General features: G+C 66.5%; 21 protein-coding genes and 1 pseudogene. 6 read left to right on the top strand and 16 right to left on the bottom strand.

Annotated elements, in window-relative coordinates; translation table 11 throughout:
- Window positions 1-46: 46 nt before the first annotated feature.
- Window positions 47-457 carry a hypothetical protein gene (locus GT355_RS04485; RefSeq protein ID WP_160133514.1) on the bottom strand — a complete coding sequence of 137 codons (411 nt, stop codon included), beginning with the start codon at window positions 455-457 and terminating at the stop codon, window positions 47-49.
- A gap of 188 nt (window positions 458-645) precedes the next feature.
- Window positions 646-1,254 (bottom strand): YqaA family protein, encoded by a 609-nt coding sequence (locus GT355_RS04480; RefSeq protein WP_160133513.1) that lies wholly within the window; start codon window positions 1,252-1,254, stop codon window positions 646-648.
- Window positions 1,255-1,356: 102 nt separating this feature from the next.
- Between GT355_RS04480 and ddh the strand changes: the two genes are divergently transcribed.
- Entirely contained in the window at window positions 1,357-2,286 is a 930-nt protein-coding gene (gene ddh / locus GT355_RS04475) for a D-2-hydroxyacid dehydrogenase (RefSeq protein ID WP_160133512.1), read from the top strand.
- 21 nt (window positions 2,287-2,307) lie between these two features.
- Here ddh and GT355_RS04470 read toward each other — a convergent pair whose 3' ends face one another.
- From GT355_RS04470 to GT355_RS04450, 5 genes are all read right to left on the bottom strand, one after another.
- Window positions 2,308-3,069 carry an ABC transporter permease gene (locus GT355_RS04470; protein ID WP_160133511.1) on the bottom strand — a complete coding sequence of 254 codons (762 nt, stop codon included), beginning with the start codon at window positions 3,067-3,069 and terminating at the stop codon, window positions 2,308-2,310.
- On the bottom strand, window positions 3,069-3,941 hold the full coding sequence (locus GT355_RS04465) for an ABC transporter ATP-binding protein (RefSeq protein WP_160133510.1): 873 nt from the start codon (window positions 3,939-3,941) through the stop codon (window positions 3,069-3,071). Before GT355_RS04465 ends, GT355_RS04470 begins: the two co-directional genes overlap by 1 nt.
- A 3-nt stretch (window positions 3,942-3,944) precedes the next feature.
- Window positions 3,945-4,796: an ABC transporter permease gene (locus tag GT355_RS04460; protein WP_160133509.1), complete on the bottom strand. Its 852-nt coding sequence runs from the start codon at window positions 4,794-4,796 to the stop codon at window positions 3,945-3,947.
- Complete coding sequence (locus GT355_RS04455; RefSeq protein ID WP_420825951.1) at window positions 4,793-5,956, bottom strand: ABC transporter substrate-binding protein; 1,164 nt, start codon at window positions 5,954-5,956, stop codon at window positions 4,793-4,795. The genes GT355_RS04460 and GT355_RS04455 overlap by 4 nt, the downstream gene beginning before the upstream one ends.
- Window positions 5,957-6,265: 309 nt before the next feature.
- Window positions 6,266-6,709 carry a hypothetical protein gene (locus GT355_RS04450; protein ID WP_160133508.1) on the bottom strand — a complete coding sequence of 148 codons (444 nt, stop codon included), beginning with the start codon at window positions 6,707-6,709 and terminating at the stop codon, window positions 6,266-6,268.
- Window positions 6,710-6,834: 125 nt separating this feature from the next.
- Here GT355_RS04450 and GT355_RS04445 point away from each other — a divergent pair, with 125 nt between their 5' ends.
- Genes GT355_RS04445 through GT355_RS04430 form a run of 4 tightly spaced genes read left to right on the top strand, consistent with a single transcriptional unit; the run spans window position 6,835 to window position 11,027 of the window.
- A complete protein-coding gene (locus GT355_RS04445; protein WP_160133507.1) occupies window positions 6,835-7,326 on the top strand; it encodes a hypothetical protein in 492 nt (163 codons plus the stop codon).
- A complete protein-coding gene (locus tag GT355_RS04440; protein WP_160133506.1) occupies window positions 7,323-8,879 on the top strand; it encodes a sodium:solute symporter family transporter in 1,557 nt (518 codons plus the stop codon). Before GT355_RS04445 ends, GT355_RS04440 begins: the two co-directional genes overlap by 4 nt.
- 1 nt (window position 8,880) lies before the next feature.
- The gene (locus GT355_RS04435) at window positions 8,881-9,315 is read left to right on the top strand and encodes a hypothetical protein (protein WP_160133505.1); all 435 of its coding nucleotides are present in this window, start codon (window positions 8,881-8,883) and stop codon (window positions 9,313-9,315) included.
- A 41-nt stretch (window positions 9,316-9,356) separates the two neighbouring features.
- Entirely contained in the window at window positions 9,357-11,027 is a 1,671-nt protein-coding gene (locus GT355_RS04430; protein WP_160133504.1) for an AMP-binding protein, read from the top strand.
- Window positions 11,028-11,068: 41 nt separating this feature from the next.
- Here GT355_RS04430 and GT355_RS04425 read toward each other — a convergent pair whose 3' ends face one another.
- The 5 genes and pseudogenes from GT355_RS04425 to GT355_RS04405 all read right to left on the bottom strand — a co-directional run bounded on the left by GT355_RS04425 (window position 11,069) and on the right by GT355_RS04405 (window position 14,719).
- A complete protein-coding gene (locus GT355_RS04425) occupies window positions 11,069-11,788 on the bottom strand; it encodes a DUF7519 family protein (RefSeq protein ID WP_160133503.1) in 720 nt (239 codons plus the stop codon).
- Window positions 11,789-12,026: 238 nt separating this feature from the next.
- A pseudogene (locus tag GT355_RS18195) lies at window positions 12,027-12,851 on the bottom strand (DUF58 domain-containing protein); the annotation flags it as partial.
- 215 nt (window positions 12,852-13,066) lie between these two features.
- Entirely contained in the window at window positions 13,067-13,666 is a 600-nt protein-coding gene (locus GT355_RS18190) for a DUF7269 family protein (protein WP_420825958.1), read from the bottom strand.
- A gap of 34 nt (window positions 13,667-13,700) precedes the next feature.
- Entirely contained in the window at window positions 13,701-14,249 is a 549-nt protein-coding gene (locus tag GT355_RS04410; RefSeq protein ID WP_160133502.1) for a DUF4129 domain-containing protein, read from the bottom strand.
- 317 nt (window positions 14,250-14,566) lie between these two features.
- Window positions 14,567-14,719: a hypothetical protein gene (locus tag GT355_RS04405; protein WP_160133501.1), complete on the bottom strand. Its 153-nt coding sequence runs from the start codon at window positions 14,717-14,719 to the stop codon at window positions 14,567-14,569.
- Between the two features lie 142 nt (window positions 14,720-14,861).
- Here GT355_RS04405 and GT355_RS04400 point away from each other — a divergent pair, with 142 nt between their 5' ends.
- The gene (locus tag GT355_RS04400; RefSeq protein WP_160133500.1) at window positions 14,862-15,827 is read left to right on the top strand and encodes an NAD-dependent epimerase/dehydratase family protein; all 966 of its coding nucleotides are present in this window, start codon (window positions 14,862-14,864) and stop codon (window positions 15,825-15,827) included.
- Window positions 15,828-15,843: 16 nt separating this feature from the next.
- Here GT355_RS04400 and GT355_RS04395 read toward each other — a convergent pair whose 3' ends face one another.
- The 4 genes from GT355_RS04395 to GT355_RS04380 all read right to left on the bottom strand — a co-directional run bounded on the left by GT355_RS04395 (window position 15,844) and on the right by GT355_RS04380 (window position 18,806).
- Window positions 15,844-16,110, bottom strand: a complete 267-nt coding sequence (locus GT355_RS04395) for a hypothetical protein (protein ID WP_160133499.1) — start codon at window positions 16,108-16,110, stop codon at window positions 15,844-15,846.
- A gap of 171 nt (window positions 16,111-16,281) precedes the next feature.
- Window positions 16,282-17,229, bottom strand: coding sequence for a hypothetical protein (locus tag GT355_RS04390; RefSeq protein WP_160133498.1), 948 nt, complete (start codon window positions 17,227-17,229; stop codon window positions 16,282-16,284).
- A 109-nt stretch (window positions 17,230-17,338) separates the two neighbouring features.
- A complete protein-coding gene (locus tag GT355_RS04385; protein WP_240145709.1) occupies window positions 17,339-17,986 on the bottom strand; it encodes a hypothetical protein in 648 nt (215 codons plus the stop codon).
- A gap of 268 nt (window positions 17,987-18,254) precedes the next feature.
- Window positions 18,255-18,806: a metal-dependent hydrolase gene (locus tag GT355_RS04380; protein ID WP_160133497.1), complete on the bottom strand. Its 552-nt coding sequence runs from the start codon at window positions 18,804-18,806 to the stop codon at window positions 18,255-18,257.
- Between the last annotated feature and the right edge of the window lie 24 nt (window positions 18,807-18,830).

The raw sequence follows: 18,830 nt of genomic DNA, 5'->3' as shown, positions 1-18,830 counted from the left end.
GCGGTCCCGACGAACAGCTCGTGTCCCCCCTCGCAACGTCGACCGCTTACTGTTCGGTATCGGTGTCGGTATCCGTATCGGTGTCGGCATCCGTGTCGGTGTCGGTATCGGTATCGACATCCGTATCGGCGTCCCGGTCTCCGTCCTCGGCTTGCTCCTCCGCTTGGGATCGAACCTCCTCGATGTCGACGTCGGTTCCGAGTTCGTCCTCGTCGATCGCGGATTCGAGGGTCTCCCGGTCCGTGACCGCACCGAGCCCGTCTTCGTCGACGGCCGATTTGATCCGATGAGTGTCGATCGCGGCGTCGACGTTTTCCTCGCCGGTACTCGATTTGAGACCGCGTTTGACGAGGACGTACCCCGCTGCCGCGGCGCTCCCCGTGGCGATCGCACCGGGGATCCCGGCCCGTTTGTAGCCGAATTTCAGCGCTTTCTTGCCCAGTGTGAGTCCGAACATCGTACTATCCGTCTATCGTTCCAGAGCGGTGAAAGGGGATTGCTTGCGACGGCGGGCCATATCGGTCGACGGATGAAACCCGTAGTGTGACCGCCGTTCGGTTGGTGCCCGGTCTCTCGAGGGCCGACCACGCCTCTGATACGCGATCGCGGTGAGGCGCTCGTGGGTTCCGGATGAAGCCGTCTCACTCACCTCGATTCCAGCCAGGACGCGGGGAGCCACCAGTCTCGAAGGAGATAACCACAGACCGCCAGCAGCGACACGACACCGACGGCGGTGTAGAGTTCGACCTCCGTCAGCGAGCGGGCGGCGTCCCCGACCACGACGACGAGGAGCGCTTCGAGGAGGTATCGTCCGCCCCGTCCCAGGATCGACGCCAGGAGGAACGACCGGAGTCGGAGGTCGGAGACACCCGCTGCGACCGAGAGCAGTTCGTATCCCTCCGGGATGGGCGCGAACGCGCCGAAGGTGAGGACGGTGAACCCGTACTTCTCGACGTACGCCTCGGACTGCTCGACACGGGCCGCCGAGAATCGGGATTCGAGCACCGGTCGACCGCCCTTTCGACCGACGGTGTAGCCGATCACTCCCGCCGACACCGATCCCACGGTCGCGACGGCCGCATAGAGGGGGCCGAGTTCCGGTCGCACGACCGTGAGCGGAACGAGCACCAGGTCGGGTGGCACGGGGAGCAAGAAGAACTCCAAGAACGCGACGGCGAGCAGTCCCGGTGCTCCGAGCGAGACGAAGAACTCGCGTGAGAGTTCGATGGAATCCAGTAGCGCTGAGCCGGACATCGTCCTCGGTAACGACGGGCGGTAGTAGAACCTGACGTCGTGTTCACGAGCATCGAGGCTACCGAGGGTATTTCGAGCTCGGGGGTCGAGGGACAGACGAACATGGTCTCACAGGTCGGTATCCACCCCTCGATCGAGCGACTCTTCCCACCTACCGTCCTCCGGGACGCGCTCTCGGACGTCGATGCGGCAGTCCGGATCGTCGGTACCGAGACCGCGCTCGGGAAGTGTGACGGACTCATCACGTTCGAGTACGACGAGGCGTTCCTCTCGGCCGGCCTCGATTGGATCCACTCGATCCAGTCGGGCGTCGACCGGTTCCCGTTCGACGAACTCGAAGACCACGGTGTTCGGCTCACGAACAGTGCGGGTATCCACGGCGACACGGTCGGGGAGACCGTCGCGGGCTACATGCTGCAGTTCGCCCGAGGGCTGCACCATCACCGGACGAACCAGACCGAGGGAGAGTGGTCCTACCCGGAGTGGGACTCGGCGTTCACGCTTCGTGGGAGCACGCTCTGTGTGGTCGGGCTCGGAACCCTCGGACGCGGGGTAGCGATGCGGGCGGACGCCCTCGGGATGGACGTCGTCGGCGTGAAACGGACGCCGACACCCGTCGATCACGTCGACACCGTCTACCCGACGACGGAGCTCCACGAGGCGATCGAGGACGCACGGTTCGTCGCGCTCGCGGTGCCGCTCACCGACCGGACGAGGGGGCTGATGGCCGAATCCGAGTTCGAAGCGCTCCGTGACGACGCCTATCTGATCAACGTCGCCCGCGGTGCGGTCGTCGACCAGTCGGCGCTCGTCGGCGCGTTGCGGTCGGAGGCGCTCGCCGGGGCGGCCCTCGACGTTTTCGAGACGGAACCGCTCCCAGCAGCCTCGCCGCTCTGGGGGATGGAGAACGTGGTCGTCACTCCACACACCGCGGCGGCGACCCACGAGTACCATCGGCGGATAGCGGCGCTCGTCCAGGAGAACGTCCGCCGGCTGAACGGCGAGGAGGAGCTCGCGAATCAGGTCGTGTAGCGGGGGTCGGTCGGTTCGAAACTACTCCCCGGTCTGCATCCACGGGAGCTGGCGGGCACCGAGCCAGCGGACCAGCGTCGACGATGCATAGCCGAGCGCGCCGACGGTGATCATGCCGACGACGATGTTCGGGTACGCGCCGGCGGTGAAGGCGTTCCAGATGAAGTAGCCGATGCCGCTGCTCGAGAGGAGCTCCGCCGCGACGAGGCTCACCCACGCCAACCCCATCGCGTTGACCAACCCGGTGTAGATCGACGGGAGCGCGCCGGGCAACACGATGTGGCGCAATCGTTGCCACGAACTCGCCCCGAGCGAACTCGCCGCCTGGGCGTACTCCGTTTCGATCCCTCTGACCCCCTCGATGGTGTTGAGGAGGATCGGGAAGAAGGCCGCGAGGAAGATGATGAACCGGACGATGTTCTCGGCGCTGAGGAGGATTATCGTCAGCGCCGGGAACCAGGCGATCGGCGGGATCGGTCGGAGGACTTCGAGCGCCGGGAACGTGAGGTCCGCGAAGACCTGGCTCCGGCCGATCGCGATCCCGAGCGGGACCCCGATGACCGCCGCGAGCACGAACGAGAGGTAGACCCGGAACGTGCTCCGGAGCACCTCCTCCCAGTAGTACGGCCCGGTGACGGTGTTCGCGAGGGCGACGAGCACCTCCACGGGGGAGGGGAGGCTCGGGACGACCGCCACGACGGTGGTGGCGAACAGCCACACGGCGAGCAGCGCGAGCAGCGACGCCGACTGTTCGAGCCGCCGCCGGTAGCCGGTGGCGGCCATCAGGTGCGCCCCTCGGCCTGCTTCATCGCGCGTTCGGCCTCGTCGTGGATGCTTTCGCTCGCCCGACGCTGGAGTTCGTTGAACCGGTCGGTGGTGACGACGTCGGTGTCACGCGGCCGGTCGAGGTCGACGTCGATGACGTCCTTGACCTGGCCCGGCCGGGCGGTCATCACGACGACCCGGTCGGCGAGCAGGATCGCCTCCTCGACGTCGTGGGTGATGAACAGAACCGTCCGGTCGTCGTCCTCCCAGACGTCGAGCAGGTTCTCCTGCATGAGTTCCTTTGTCATCGCGTCGAGCCCGCTGAACGGCTCGTCCATCAACATGATGTCGGGGTCGTTCGCCAGCAGTCGGGCGAGCTCGGCGCGCTGTTGCATCCCGCCCGAGAGCTCGTGGGGGTAGGCGTCCTCGAACCCTTCGAGCCCCATCTGCCCGAACAGCGAGTGGACCCGGTCCTCGTCGACCGCGTTGCGCATCTGTGGCCCGAATCGAACGTTTTGGTTGATCGTCTTCCAGGGGAACAGCCGGTTCTCTTGGAAGACCACGCCCCGGCTCGGGTCCGGTCCCTCCACCGGTTCCCCGTTGACGAGGACTTCGCCCTCGGTGGGTTCGAGGTAGCCCGCGATGCACTCCATGACGGTACTCTTCCCGCATCCGGAGGGGCCGAGCACGGTCACGAACTCCTCGGACTCGATGTGGAGGTCCATCCCGTCGACCGCGACGAGTTCGTCGTCGCCCTCGCCGTAGACCTTCGTGAGGTCCTGGATGTTGACGGTGCCGGAGCCGCTCGATTCGGTCCACGACCGACGCCCGTCGCCAGTCGTGGATCGGTCGTCCGCCTCGGTTCGTGCGTCGGTGTTGTGTTTGCTCATGAGTTACTCCGTTGCCGCCCACGGCATCACTGCGTTGCCGAGCGCCTCGACCAGCGCCGAGGAGGCGTAGCCGAGCGCGCCGACCGAGAGCATGCCGATGACGACGATCTGGTTCTGTAACAGTCGCGACCCCTGGATGATGATGTAGCCGAGACCGGGACCGCCCGTGAGGAGCTCGGCGGCCACGACCGTGATCCAACCGAGGCCTACCCCGAGCGACAGTCCGGTGATGATCGACGGCATGGTCGCCGGCAGGACCACGTGTCGAAACACGTCGGTCGAGGACGCACCGAGGCTCTCGGCCGCCCGACTGTACTCGGTCTCGATGTTGCGCGCACCCTCGATGGTGTTCGTGAATATCGGGAAGAACGCCCCGATGAACACGACGAACAGCGCGGGAAGCGGGACCGAGACCGCGCCCAGGGCCAGCGTCGGGAGCACGATGATGGCTATCGGCAGCCACGCGATCGGCGGGATCGGCCGGAACGCTTCGAGCGCGGGGTAGAGCCGGTTCTCCCACGTCCGGCTCGTGCCGATGAGCAAGCCGAGCGGGATCGCGAGGAGTGCCGCGGCAACGACGCCGATCGCTACCCGAGCCGTCGAGTAGGCGGCGTGGAGGTAGATGGTGTCGCCACCCTCGGTCAACGGTTGCCCGGCGAGCGCCGCGCCGAACTCGACGATCGTGGTGACGGGGCTCACGAAGTGCTCGAAGTTGAGCACGCCGAACCGATAGCAGAGCCACCAGATGGCGAGGAAGCCGACGAGCGAGAGGAGTTTGAGCGCTCCCCGCGTCGGCGTGGGCAGCGCGCCCGACAGCTGCTCGCCGAGCCGATCGGTCACGGAGTCAGTGCTCATCGCATCGCCTCCGAGACGTCGGTCCCGGCGCTGCCGTTCGACGAACCGTTGCCGGCCTGCCGCGGCGACCACTCGACCTCCTCGGCGAGTTCGGCGGCGGCATCGTCGAGCACGCCGGGTTTATAGCGGTCGTCGGCCGGCGGGGCGTCGAGCGCCCCCTGGTCGGTGAGGAACTGCGGGGCGGTCTCCTTCATCAACCGACCCGGCTCGGTGGCCCGTTCGAAGTCGGTCGCGAACTGGAGGCGTTCGACGTTCTCGACGATCGGGGGAGGCCGGTACTCGCCCCAGTTGAGCGACGACCGGTTGAAGTAGCGGAGGTCCTCCTCCTCCTGGACCAGATCGAGCGTGCGCTGTCGGTCCGTCGCCTGAATTCTGGTGGCCTCCAGTTCGGCCTTCATGATGCCCTTCGCCGCCTCGTAGTGATTCTCGATCAGGTCATCGGTCATCGGGATCCCACCGGCGTCGATCACGTCGTACTCCGCACCGGTCGAGACGTATCGGGTGAGGTCGTCCTGGAAGACCGACTTCGCGACCGATGGCTCCCAGCCCAGCCCCGCCGCGATCCGTCCCTCTCGGAGGTTCGCGAGGATCGTGGAGATGCTGGTGTCCTCTATCTCGACGTCGATCCCCTCGGCGTCGAGCACCTGGAGGAGATACCGGTGGGTGCACGACCCGGTCGTGACGCCGACGGATTTGCCCGCGATGTCGGCCGTCTGCTCGATCGGCGAGTCCTGGGGGACGATGAGGAGGTTACACTGCTGGCCGCGCGACCAGTTGGCGAGCCCGACGAGGCTCGCGGGAGTTTCGGTCTGGGCGATCGTCACCAGCGCGGGCATGTCCCCCATCCATCCGACCTGGTTCTTCCCGACGCTGATCCGGTTCGCGATCACCGACCCCTGGAGCGCCGACTGCCACTCCAGCGAGTAGTCGTCGGGGAGGTGGCGGTCCACGAGATCGTCGTCGTGCTTCATCACCAACGCCTCCCACGCGTGGGCCGAGAACGGCTGATAGCCCATCGTCAACGTCGTGCCCGTTCCACTCGCGGCACCGAGACAGCCGCTCGCGAGACCCGTCCCCGCGACGGTCGCCGCCTGCAGGAACCGCCGCCGGGTCGCGTCGGATCCGGCTTCCGTCGATCGAGGATGGCTGTTCCGAGTCACGTTCTCCCTCGGTCGTTCGTCCCGTTTCTCACCCGCTCGTACGAGCGACGCTTCGAGACCGGTGAAGTGGAGCGCGCTTCGTTCCACTTCTCTGATAAGTTATCTATAAACCATGTTAGATGAGACTACGGATAAGTTTCCGGTTAGCTGATGCAAGCTTTATTCCAGTTTTCGGGTCCGGGCTGTCGATGTTTATATAACTATTTTATTATACCTCGATGTGCGGTCTGGTGACTGCTCCGCGTATCGTAGACCGCAGTCCGCGAGCTAGCGCCTCCACCGTGAATTCCGGGGTGACTGGTGGAGACGCTAGAGTGGCGCGAGGCCGTTCAGCACGGTTCGAACCGTCCGCACGACGAGAAAGGTCGCCGACCCGCTGGCGCACGCACACCCGGAGAGAATGGTCACCGTGCTGGCCGCCGCCGCACCGAAGAGCATCGAGGCCGGCACGCGCCACCACCCCCGGAGGACCGGGAGCACGACCCCGACACAGAACAAGAGGAGGGGCAGACCGGTGAGGTAGAGCCGCTCGATCCCGACACCGAGGTAGGCGAGCACCACCAATCTGTCCGCACCGGCCATCCGCAATGCGATCGACCCGACCGCCGGGGAGACCGAGAGGAGCGGACCGCGCGTTCCGAGCCAGACGAGGAGTACCCCCGCCCCGAGCAGTCCGCTCCCGGCCAACAGCGTTCCCAGAGCGACGTCGCGGTAGACCGCTCGTCGCCGGAACGAACGAGAAGGTCGATTCACCGATCGTTCGTTTCGCCCTGCGCCATATCGGTGCTTCGGCTTCGTCTGGGCGTTCGGAGGGGAGACGCGATACATCGAACCACCCTGAGAAACAGTTATGATTCTTCGGGATACCGATCCTTGGGATGGCACGAAACCGAACCGCTCTGGCCGTCGGTACCCTCTCGGTCGCCGCGTTGCTCGTCGCCGCGCTCGGTCTCTATCGCGTGTTCTCGTACCTCGCCGGTGCGCTCATCGTCGCGGTACTCCCGCTGGCGGCCGTCGAGCGGGGCGACCGAGAGCTCGATATCGCCCCGTACACCGGGCTCGTCGCGGGTCTGGGGCTGCTGTTCGCGGTCGGGCTGACCGGGATCTGGCTGCTCTGGGAGCCCGGCACCGCGAGCGAGACGTACGTCCTCGGGGTCCCACAGTCGACGTTCGTCTACATCCTGTTCCTCTGGCTACTGCCGCTTCTCGCGCCCGTCTACTACGCGGTCTCGGTGTTCTCCGATACCGCCAACGAGGATCTCGTCGCCGACGTGATGGACGACGCGCGGCAGACACAGCGTGAAGGCGACTTCCCGCTCGCACCGTCGCAGTCGCCGGGCGTCGACTCCGAGAACGGGGGCGAGCAATGAAACTCCTCCAGGCGATCCCGGTCGCCGACGACCCGTTCGTGCTCCTGTTCGGCGGGCTCTATCTCCTGATCGTCCTCGCGATCGGCGTCTGGGGATACCTCAACACCGATAGCACGAGCGACTTCCTGATCACGGGGAAATCCGTGGGGACGTGGGTGCTCGCGCTGACCGCGTTCTCGGTGATCCAGTCGGGGTTCGGGTTCGTCGGCGGTCCGGAACTCGTCTACTCCTACGGGATGACCGGGATGTGGATCTTCTTCACCGCGCCGCTCGGCTTCCTCATCGCCTGGGTGCTCCTCGCCCGCCGGATGCGGATCCTCGCCGACATCAGGAACGTCCTCACGCTCGCCGACGGGATGTACGTCCGCTACGAGAGCGCGTGGGTCAGGGGCCTCACCGCGTTCGCGGTCATCGTCGGCGTGATCGCCTACCTCGCGACCAACCTCGCCGCGCTCCAGTTCGTGATGCGGGCGATATTCGGGATCCCCGTCGTCTGGGGGCTGTTCGGTGGCGCGGCGATCCTGCTCGCCTACAGCGTCCTCGGCGGGATGATCGCCGGCGTCTGGACCGACTTCGTCCAGTCGATCACGATGATCGTCGGCGCGGTGTTCGTCTTCTACTTCGCGCTGGAGTTCGGCGGCGGTATGGGCACCATCACCCGGAACCTCGCGAGCGTCGACCCCGCGCTCGTCTCGCCGTTCGGCGCGATCGGTGTGCCCGCCGCGAGCGCCTTCACCGCCCTCGCGTGGTGGATCCTCTTCTCGATCGGGTCGGCGGGCCAGCCCCACCTCATCACGAAGTTCTACATGAGCCGCGACCTCACCATCCTCCGCTGGGGCGCGCCCATCGCCGCGATATCCTACGGGATCTCCAGTATGATCGCCTTCTCGGCCGGCCTCTCGATGCGCGCGGCAGTCGAGGGCGGGACGATCCCCGAACTCCGAAGCGCGTCGATCGCCGCGCCAGTGTTCGTGCTGAACCAGACGCCCGGCGTGGTCGCCGGACTCGTGCTCGCCGCGCTGCTCGCGGCGATCATGTCCACCAGCGACTCGTTCCTCAACATCGGTGCCGCCGCGGTCTCGCGCGACCTCCCGCGGGCGTTCGGGCGACCGATAGACGACGAGACGACCGAGCTTCGGGTGACACAGATCGCGCTCGCGGGACTCACGGTTCTCTCGACGCTCGTGGTGTTCTTCTCCGACGCGCTCGTGGGGATCCTCGGCACGATCGGCTGGGGCTTCTTCGCGGCGGCCTTCTTCCCGGTCGCCGTCTTCGGGTTGAACTGGAAGGGCGCGACGAAGGAGGGCGCGGTCGCGGGGATCGTCGGCGGCCTCGTCGTCAACCTGTTCTACAGCGCGGTCCCGCGGATCGCCGAGGCCGCAGGCGCACCGGGTGTGAGCGAGACGATACTCTCGCTCTATCCCTTCGCCGAGGGGTTCCCGGTGGGGACCGTCGCCCTGCTGGTCTCGATCGCGCTCACGGTGGGGGTCTCGGTGTTGACCCAGCGCGGCCGGAGCGTGCCCGCCGACCTCGTCACCCTGCTGGAGCGATAGGATGGCCGCGACCGAGTCGGTCGTCGGGCGGTTCAGCGGCTGGTACCGACGGACACCGGTCTCGCTCGAGTTCTGGGAGGGCGTGCTCACCGACGAACGCCTGATCTGGTGTTTCGTCGGCGAGTCGTTCAGATCGCTGCTCCTCCGTGCCGACATGGGGACCACCGCCCGCGAGGAGATCGCTTCCCTCGCGCCCGACGCGGTGGCGGCGTTCGACGACCGAAACCGGGTGGTCGCGCTCGACGACCTCGATTCGATCCGGCTCTCGCCCAGCTCTCGCCTTCGTCGTTCGTCGTTGGTCGTCGCGTGGAACGACGAGCAGTTCGACCTCGAAGCGACCAGCGCGAGCGACTCCCACGAGACGTTCGTCGAATCGCTCGCCGACGACGAGCGGTTCGCGCACGTCGAGATAGCCGTCGAGCGCACGTTTCTGTAGTCGGCCAAGCTATTTGTAGAGCGGTTTCGAAGCTCGGTGGTATGCCGTGGCACGTTTCACTCGACGGGGAGACCTACGAGGACGCGCGCGAGTCGTTCCGGTGGGACCTCCCGGCGGACTACAACCTCGGGCGGGACCTCCTCCGAAAACACGACCGGTCCGGGGAACGGGTCGCGCTCTACCAGGCCTATCCCGACGGCCGTCGTGAGACCTACACGTTCGACGACCTCGACCGGCTCTCGAACCGCGTGGCGAACGCCTTCGAGAGCGCGGGAGTCGAGCGCGGCGACCGAGTGGGCGTGGTCGTCCCGCAGAAACCCGCGAACCCGCTCACCCACCTCGCGTGCTGGAAGATGGGTGCGATATCGCTCCCGCTGTCGCCGCTCTTCGGCGACGAGTCGCTCCGGCACCGCCTCGCAGACAGCGAGGCGAAAGCCGTGGTCGCCGACGCGGACGTGGTTGAGACCGTCGCGAGCGCGGCCGCCGAGTGCCCGGGGCTCGAAACCGTCGTCGAGGTCACGGACGACGATACGGGAACGGATTCCGCCTCGACGACGTTCTCGGGGCTGGTCGAGAACGAGCTCGAGGAGTACGGGATCGCCGAAACGACGGCCGAGACGCCCGCGATCGTGATGTACACCAGCGGGTCGACGGGGCCACCAAAGGGGGCGCTGCACGGTCACGGCGTCTGGATCGGCCACTGCCCGGCGTTCTCGATGTACTTCGAGCGCCGGGTCGACGAAGGCGTCTACTGGACACCCGCCGACTGGGCGTGGATCGGGGCGCTCGGCGACCTGCTCTACCCGGCGTGGCACTACGGACGGCCCGTCGTCGGCTACCCGATGGGAAAGTTCGATCCCGAGGGGTCGTTCGCTCTCATGGAGGAGTTCGACGTGACGGACGCCTTCATCCCGCCGACGGCCATCCGGATGTTGATGGGGGTCGAGAATCCGCTCGAAACCTACGACCTCTCGCTCCGGGCGGTGTGTTCGGGCGGCGAGCCGCTCACCCCCGAGATCCTGGAGTGGGCCGAGACGGACCTCGCCGGCGTCGCGGTGAACGAACTCTACGGCCAGACGGAGGCCAACCTCCTCGTCACCAACTGCCAGGAGTGGTTCCCGGCCAAACCGGGCTGTATGGGCAAACCCGTTCCCGGCCACGACGTCGCCGTCGTCGACCCCGAGACCGGCGTCGAGCGGCCAACCGGCGAGGTCGGCGAGATCGCCGTCGAGCGAGGCGACGACCCGGTGGTCTTCGATGGCTACTGGAACGACGACGAGAAGACGGCGAGCGTGACGGTCGGCGAGTGGCATCTGACCGGCGACCTCGGGGTGCAGGACGAGTCCGGCTACTGCTGGTTCAAGTCCCGCGACGACGACCTCATCCTCACCAGCGGCTACCGGGTCGGCCCCGGTGAAGTCGAGCGCGCGATCCTCGAACACCCCGGCGTCGAGCAGGTCGGCGTCATCGGGGTCGCCGACGAGACCCGTGGGGAGATAATCAAGGCCTTCGTCCAGCCGACGTCGGCCACCGATACGACCGAGAACGGGGACGAACTCCGCGAGGAGATCCGTGACCGTGTCCGGGACCGACTCGCGAAGTACGAGTACCCGCGGGCGATCGAGTTCGTCGAACGGCTCCCGCAGACGACGACCGGAAAGATCCAACGCCGAAAACTCCGGGAACAGGAACACGCCTCGAACGAGGAGTGAAAAACGGCACTCGGTCGTTCCGTCCGTGGAATGACTACGAGTCACGTACTGGAGGGCCAGTCGCTGTCCCCGAGGAAGAGCACGAGCAACGACAGCAGGCTCGCACCCAACAGCAACGCGAACGCGGCGATCGGGATCGCCGGGAGCCGGACCCCGTCGACGACCAGCGCGAACACACCTGCGATAGCCCCGGTCCCGAGGGTGCCGGCGAGATGGGTGAGCACTACCGGGTAGGTCCGGGCGCTCCGCCCGACGTCGACCCCGAGCGTGGTCGCGTACTCGGCCAGATCCCACGTGAGGACCATCGAGCCGACACCGACCAGCAATCGAACCGCGTCCGGGTCCGAAACCCACGTCAGGAGGACGAGGCTACAGCCGAAGAGCGCGACCCCAACGCCGACGAGCGTGCGGGTCCACGACTCCCGAAGCGGAAACACGCCGAGAACGACGACCGCCATCGCCAGCGTTCCACCGAGGAAGGCGATCCGCTCGAACAACCCACCCGTCGAGAGGAGCCCCATCCCGAGCGCCGAACAGACGAGACCACACCCGACGAGGACGAACCCACCGCCGAGCACACGATGACCGCGACGGCGAACGAGACCGCTCCCCAACAGCAGGAGGGCACCGACCGTTTCGACACCGACGACCAGCCCCTGAGTGAACGACCCCGCTAGGACTCCGGTGACGCAGGCTGCCGAGAGCACGGCGAGCGTACTCCCCGCGTACGTCGGTTGCGCCACGAGGGGTGCGTCCGTCATCGACGCGCCCCGCCGTCGTGACCGACGGGCCAGACCAGCGGTTCGTCGGGCGACCAGTCCGCGACCGGCACCCCCGATTCCGCAAGCACTGGACACGGTTCGTGCGCTCGACCCTGGCGAACGCCTCGTGGACGGTCCGGTCCGTCGTCGCGTTCGGGCTGACGACCGTCACTGGATACCCCCGGGCTTCCAACTGTCGCGCAGCAGTCCCTCCGAACCCATCGAGGAGCGGCGAGAACAGCACGACTTCGACCGGTTCGTGGGTTCGTGCGATCAACTGTCGAACCCGCTCCAGTGCAGCGATCGTGGTGTCGTTGTTTCCAGCCGGGCTCGGGTCGTCGTGCTCGTGGTCCGCTAGCAGCCGCTCGATCCTGGCGTCGTGCTCGCGGCCCGCGTTCGGCGCGCGCCACTCGAACTCGGTACCGAAGGTGGCAACGCCGACCCGTTCGCCCCGCTCTTGTAGGACCGACCGAACCCGCTGGGCGGCGGCGACACAGTAGGCTACCGCGTGTGGCTCCGTCGATGCTGGGGACCGAATCGCGCTCCGACGGACGTCCACACAGAGCACGACGGCCGTCCGGCGTTCGTCACGGAACGCCATCGTCGCGAGTTCGCCGCTTCTGGCGTACCGATTCCAGTCGATCCGGTGTATCGAATCGGTTCGTTGATGCTCCCGCACCCGTTGGAACTCGATCCCCGACCCACCCGTCCCCGCCGGCGTTCGTCCGGGATACTGGCCCGTCCGCCGGCGCAACCGAAACGCGTGGAGGGCGAGGGGACACTCGACGTCGTCGTGGGCGGGTCGGCGTTGGTCGGCTCCGACCTCGGTCTCGATACGCATGCTCCCGCTGATATCGTGGGCTATCGCCGTCGCAGGCTCGAAGCGGTGACTGCCGTGCTTCGCCGCGACCGTGTACTGGAAGCTCGTCGATGCGCCGGGACGGAGAGCGGCCGTGTGTCGCGGTGTCCCGTCGACGACGGAGAGGAGGGGCGGCACACCGTCGACGACCCGGAGGTCCGTGAGCGTCCGCGACCCCGTGTTCGTTATCGTGACGGTGACCACCACGGGGTCGTCGTGAGCGGCCGTCCCGTCGGAGACGGTTCGCGAGAGGTCGAGGTCGACGGTCGGCGGACCGATGAGAAGCGGATACCCCACGTACGCGATGCCGAGAAGCGACGCCGAAAAGAGCGACGGCGCTTCGAGATACAGCCCTGCCGTGCTCGTAAAGAGGACGAACAGGAGGGCGACTCGCCAGCGATGTGTCCGTTCGACCGACGTCACGGGCGGTGGGTCCTCCGTGACTCGTGACGTCGGTCGTAGGCGACGATCTCGTCGATGGTCCGGCGGGCCCCGTGACGGAAGGCGTGGCTAGCAGAAACTCGGGCGTAGAGGCGGACCGACCGGGGTGGCGAGGTGTCCCCGAGGAACCACGCCGCGGTAGCGTTCTCCGTCCAGTCACCGTGCCGTAGACGAGCGGTAGCGTCGTCCCGCTCGACGCCCGTCCGGCGACGGATAGTACCCAGAGCCGCCTCCCGGAGCCGCGTTCGGATCGCTTCGCGCTCCTCGTCGCCGAGGTGACGTCCGAGAAGCGGGTTCCCCAACAACGGTTCGAGGTTCGCACCGGTCCGCGGAACGTCGGGTACTCCCTCGGGTACGTGGGGGCTCACGTCGGTCCCTTCCGCGTTCGCGGTCGCATTTGCGGGCTCTAGATACAGGGGAACGAGGAGGAGCGATCCCACGAAGAGCGCGACTAGGCAGTACCCGACGACGAGGAGGTCATCCCCTCGCGGGTAGCCGAACGTGTTGAGCAGCGACGGAGAGGGGACATCGAGTCCGATGAGGAGGCCGGCAACGACGACGAAGACGAGCGCCGTCAGCGCGAGTCAACGGCGAACACGGCGACGGGGGTGCTCATTCATCCGGAACGCCCCTGTCGTCGAGCCGTTCGAGCATGGCCCGGGCGTCGTTTCGACGGTCGTCCGTCTCGGACGCGTTGCCGTACCGAACGGCACAGAACACCTCAGTTATCGTCTCGACGGCGTCGGGCGAAAGACCCGAGTCGACCGCGAGTCGCTGCCATTCGCCCGGGGTTCGCGACGATGGGGCCTCGACACCGTCGTCGATGCGGTGGACCATCGCGAGCCAAACCGCCCGGATCGACTGCGATTCCGTTTCGGGTGACCACGCCGGGTTCGTGGTTCCCGTTGACGGGGACCGGCTGGTCGGTTCGGTGCGTTCGCCGAACGAGGGCGAAACGCGGGGAACCGCGAGGCGATGGCGGTACTGATAGAGGAGCACCGAGACGGTGAGCGAGACGAGGAGTGCGACGACCGCGAGACGGTGGTGGTAGACGAACTGGAGAACGACGATGACGACTCCAACGAGCCCCCTTCCGGCGGCCCGACCCGACGGGGCATCGAGAGTAACCCCGAAGAGCGCGAGGAGTCTGCTGATGACCAAGTAAAGGAGTTCGCGGATGAGACACCGGACGACGGCGGCATCGACCTCGGTGGTTCGGGAGCGACCGTCGTCGAGACCGTGGGTCCGAGGGTCCGTGTGACGGTGGCGAGCACCACCGCACCGAGAGCGATGGCGAGCGCCGAGAGCGAGCGAGCACGGACGCCGGTGGTGCGGTCTCCCATTGGTCGGCCTCTCTCCGATGGCCGTGATTTGTGCCGGCCAGACTTATGTAATTTTATACGTTCGGCGAGTCGTCCGGAACGGATCGCCGTCGCTGAACTCGCGGTGCTCTCCCCTGCCGGGCGACGAGCCGGGAGTTATCCTCGTTCGACGGCGTTTCGCCCGTATCCCCACGTCCAGAATTCACAGTTGGGACAGACGTACCCGAGTTCCGGGTCCTCACACTTCGCGTCCGGGAGTTCGAACCGGTGGCCACACTCGTGACAGCCGATCATGCGTTGCGATATCACGTGGAGCCGAGAAATACGAGTCGCATGGGCGGTCAGGGGAACGGTCCGGTCGTATCGAACGGTGAGCGGCGACCTCCCGCTTCCGACCGTCCGAATTGTCAGTATGCGAAATCGTATGGTGGTCGCCGCCGGAGATCGACGGATGCGTACCGTCGTCATCGGGGCTACCGGCCACATCGGGTCGTATCTCGTACCACGATTGCTCGCCGCGGGGCACGACGTCGTGTCCGTGACCCGTGGCGAGAGCGAACCGTACCGGTCGCCGGGTTCGTGGTCGCAGGTCGAGCACGTCTCGATCGACCGCGAGGCGGCCGAGGCGGAGGGAACGTTCGGCGAGCGGATCCGCGAGCTCCGACCCGACGTCGTCATCGACCTCATCTGCTTCGAACTCGACAGCGCGGAGCGGTTGGTGCGAGCGCTCGATGGGGCGGTTCAGCACCTGCTTCACTGTGGAACGATCTGGGTTCACGGGCCGAGCGCAGTGGTGCCCACGACCGAGGACCAGGCCAGGGAGCCCTTCGGCGAGTACGGACGCAAGAAAGCCGAGATCGAAGCCTACCTGCTGGACGTCGCTCGCCGCGACGGCTTCCCGGTGACGGTCCTCCACCCGGGTCACATCGTTGGTCCGGGCTGGGAACCACTCAACCCGGCGGGTCACTTCTCCCCCGAGGTGTTCGAGCGGCTGGCGAACGGCGACGACCTCGCGCTGCCGAACCTGGGTTTGGAAACCGTTCATCACGTCCACGCCGACGACGTCGCACAGGCCTTCGAGGCGGCGCTGAACAACTGGAACCGGGCCGTCGGGGAGAGCTTCCACGTGGTTTCGCCGTCCGCAGTGACGCTCAGAGGCTACGCCGAGGCGGTCGCCGGGTGGTTCGGTCAGTCGGCGAGCCTCTCGTATCTCCCGTGGGAGGAGTGGCGCGAGCAGGTCTCGGACGAGGAGGCGGAGGCGACGTGGGACCACATCGCGCACAGCCCGAACTGCAGCATCGAGAAGGCACGACACGCGTTGGGATACCAACCCCGCTATACGTCGCTCCAGGCCGTTCGGGAGTCCGTCGCGCGGCTCATCGAAGACGGAACCGTCGAGGCCGACACGATCGCCTGACCCCAAAACGCCGTCGCTATACGGTCCGACCCCAGCCGACGACCTTGCGTTCCTCGGCCCGGGAGATCTCGTGGAGGTCGGTCGTCGAGAGCTCCGCACAACGCTCGGCGATGGTCCGTTTCGCGTCCTGTGCGTCGATCCCGGGGGCGCTCAGGATGGCACGACAGTCCTCGGGGGCCGACGAGACGAAGCGATATCGGGAGACCCCATCCCGGAGTGAATCGGGTGTCGCTGGTCGCGCTCGAAACCCACTCTCGTACCGGTGCGGGCGCTCCTCAGCCATTCGTTCCCGCCCGAGTTCGAGTTGGTGCAACTACCACTAGCCCAAAGTACGAAAACGGGATATTTGACTCTTAGCATGAACGTTCTAGGCCCCCTCACCCCGTCGACTGTTGGGCCCACTCGCGAGACGTTAGCCGTCGAATCTGTGGGTGGGGTGCCGTTCGGCGACGGTTCACGCGCCCGAGGTCGGCCGTCGATGGGGAAGGAAACGTCCGAGTCGGGAACAGAGGGTATCCCAGGGGAGGAACATCGCGAAGAACACGAACACGTCGAAGAAGAACGGCCCGATGGCGACTGCGATCACGGCCTGCATTCCGAGCACGCCGACGACGAAGGGGTCTATCGGGAGCCGCGCCACCACCGCCACCAACAGCCCGAGTTCGAGAACCAGCGTCCCGACCGCGGCCGCCGAAACGAGAAGGGGATACTGGAGCAACGACGGTCCGATCGGTATCGGGTGCGAGTAGAGCGCGTTGCGGACGAGGACGATCCGACTGAGGTTCGCGGGGCCGGCCCACGCGAGCCCCGCACTGAGGAGTTTGTCGACACCACCGCCGAAGTAGACGATCGCGATGACGACGAGGTTGTACTTCAGTGCGGTCATCGGGTAGGCGGCGTCCTCGGAAGCGGAGGACCGAGGGGTGGCCGTCTCGGGTGACGAGCGACTAGCGGTGGCCTGGGTCAGCCGCCGTCGGAGCGCCCGCCAGAGGACGGCCGCCGTGAGCACGTCCTGGTCGCGATACAGACCGAAGAGGATCAGGAAGTAGACGCTGAAGAACAGCGCCGTCGTCCCGCCCGAGGTGTTCACCGTATAGCGGACCGCACCGAGGTGCCCGACGAGCAACGCGCTCAGGAACGTCGTGAGACCGAGTCGATAGCCGACGAGGACCAGAACCAGGAGACCGATCAGCGCCCACTTCTCGACGACGAGGACCGTCGGCGAGGCGGGAACGAGGAACGTGTAGGTGTCCGCGACGGTGAAGGGCGTCGCGAGCAACCGAGGCCAATCGTACCAGACCGTCTTCCAGATCAGGTAGCCGGCGAGGATCATCCGAGCCGCCGCGAGGTTCAGCGGCGTTGAACGGGTCTCGTCGCGCACGTAGTTGATGAAGAGCGCCATCGGACGCGGTCAGGCTCCCGTCCTGTTGGTCGCCGATGGCGATGCCGAAGTGGAGGAACCGTCGAACGCACACGGGGCGGTGGAGAAGTTAGCGGCCGCTTCGGTCCCCTCACAGCCGGGATAGAACCCCTCGACGAGGGTCTCGGAGCGCGAGAGAACCTCGGTCCCGTCGGGGGAGGTGGTCAGGTTCGTTCGATACAATCGGAGCCCGACGAGGGGAACGTTCGATCGGATCGTCGCTTCGTCCCACGATTCGAGGAAGCCGTGTGGGGGGGAAGCGGAGGTACTGCACCACCGAGCGGTGGCGCGCCGCTTGACGATGGTCGCGCGCCCGAACGAGGAGGTATCGGACCAAGCGGCGGTTCTGGGCGGGCGAATACTCCGTTCGCATCTTCCGTGTGAGCGCGGAGAAGGAGACGGAATCGGCCGAGAGCGTCGCCTCGGTCGGGTACGACAGCTCCTCGCCCTCGGCGGTGACGAGCCGGAGCGAGTGGTGGGTCTGTGATTCCGGGCGCGGCTCCGAGAACTTGTGCCAGTGCATCATCGGGAGCACGGCCAGCCCCGTGAGGTTGACGACCAGGAACACGACCAGAAAGCCCGCGACGTAACTCCGCTTGACGTATCGGTGCCGGTGGAACGCGAGCGCGAACGCCGTTCCGACGAAGAACGCGACGAAACACAGCTGAAGCAAGGACGAGAGGGACGGCAGCAGGGTAGTAAGGAGGTCTCCAGTTAGTTGGAGGGGAGCGAGTGACACTGTCCGTACTGGCACCCGTCCGGAATAAATAATCTGCTATCGAATCGAGAACGGACTGTTTCGGACTCTTCCCCGCCCGCGACGAAAGAGGGTGAACTCCACGGTTGTAGACAGTGCAGGAGTGCTCGAAAGATGTCCACGGGACCGTTGTGGACGCCGGAATTCCCTCGGTGTCCGTACGCCCTATCGTCGAAGGTAGCACTCCTCTAGACGGGGCGAGTCGATGACGAACGGATCGCACGGGAAAAGGAGCCGCTCGGATACCGTCTCATGACGAGGATCGGATCCGTTCGACGAACGTGCCGACAGCCGCCCGTCCGGGGGCCCCGTCCTCGATCCAGACTACGTACACGGCCACCGCTATGACGAGTTGGAGGGCGAACCCGGGTGAGAGTGAGATATCCTGTAAGTGAGTGAGGAAGGTGCCCTCGTCGCCGAACGGTGGCGGCGGGAGGAGCGGCCACCCGAGATACGAGAGGTAGGCGTACTCGCCGGTGAAGAGGTAGGTGTAGCCGTCGGCGACGAGATGGGAGAAGTAGCTGATCGCGAACACCGCCCCGAGGTCGGAGCGCCCTCGCTTTCGACAGTAGGCCCAGACGATCGCGCTCACGAGGACGGCGGCGAACACCGAGTGTGCGAGCGAACGACCGCTCGGCAACACGTGGAGGGTCCACGCGAGCGGTTTGTCGACGAGGTCGGGGAGCTGGGTGCCGAGGACGATAGCGAGAACCGCAGCCGCGTCCGGGGGGTTCCGATAGACGAGCCGGGAGTAGACCGAACAGAGCACGTAGCCGAACGCGAGATGTCCCCATGGCCACATACGAGTCGATCGAGACCGAGACTC

It is taken from the genome of Halococcus salsus (assembly GCF_009900715.1).
Classification (GTDB): domain Archaea; phylum Halobacteriota; class Halobacteria; order Halobacteriales; family Halococcaceae; genus Halococcus; species Halococcus salsus.
The sequence above is the reverse complement of the archived record's forward strand: the minus strand, read 5'-3'. Positions and strand labels throughout refer to the sequence as shown.

Excerpts from the sequence above, each read along its gene's own strand:
- GT355_RS04485 (WP_160133514.1), bottom strand. The coding sequence starts at position 457 with ATGTTCGGACTCACACTGGGCAAGAAAGCGCTGAAATTCGGCTACAAA.
- GT355_RS04480 (WP_160133513.1), bottom strand. The coding sequence starts at position 1,254 with ATGTCCGGCTCAGCGCTACTGGATTCCATCGAACTCTCACGCGAGTTC.
- ddh (WP_160133512.1), top strand. The coding sequence starts at position 1,357 with ATGGTCTCACAGGTCGGTATCCACCCCTCGATCGAGCGACTCTTCCCA.
- GT355_RS04470 (WP_160133511.1), bottom strand. The coding sequence starts at position 3,069 with ATGGCCGCCACCGGCTACCGGCGGCGGCTCGAACAGTCGGCGTCGCTG.
- GT355_RS04465 (WP_160133510.1), bottom strand. The coding sequence starts at position 3,941 with ATGAGCAAACACAACACCGACGCACGAACCGAGGCGGACGACCGATCC.
- GT355_RS04460 (WP_160133509.1), bottom strand. The coding sequence starts at position 4,796 with ATGAGCACTGACTCCGTGACCGATCGGCTCGGCGAGCAGCTGTCGGGC.
- GT355_RS04445 (WP_160133507.1), top strand. The coding sequence starts at position 6,835 with ATGGCACGAAACCGAACCGCTCTGGCCGTCGGTACCCTCTCGGTCGCC.
- GT355_RS04440 (WP_160133506.1), top strand. The coding sequence starts at position 7,323 with ATGAAACTCCTCCAGGCGATCCCGGTCGCCGACGACCCGTTCGTGCTC.
- GT355_RS04435 (WP_160133505.1), top strand. The coding sequence starts at position 8,881 with ATGGCCGCGACCGAGTCGGTCGTCGGGCGGTTCAGCGGCTGGTACCGA.
- GT355_RS04430 (WP_160133504.1), top strand. The coding sequence starts at position 9,357 with ATGCCGTGGCACGTTTCACTCGACGGGGAGACCTACGAGGACGCGCGC.
- GT355_RS04425 (WP_160133503.1), bottom strand. The coding sequence starts at position 11,788 with ATGACGGACGCACCCCTCGTGGCGCAACCGACGTACGCGGGGAGTACG.
- GT355_RS04400 (WP_160133500.1), top strand. The coding sequence starts at position 14,862 with ATGCGTACCGTCGTCATCGGGGCTACCGGCCACATCGGGTCGTATCTC.
- GT355_RS04395 (WP_160133499.1), bottom strand. The coding sequence starts at position 16,110 with ATGGCTGAGGAGCGCCCGCACCGGTACGAGAGTGGGTTTCGAGCGCGA.
- GT355_RS04390 (WP_160133498.1), bottom strand. The coding sequence starts at position 17,229 with ATGGCGCTCTTCATCAACTACGTGCGCGACGAGACCCGTTCAACGCCG.
- GT355_RS04380 (WP_160133497.1), bottom strand. The coding sequence starts at position 18,806 with ATGTGGCCATGGGGACATCTCGCGTTCGGCTACGTGCTCTGTTCGGTC.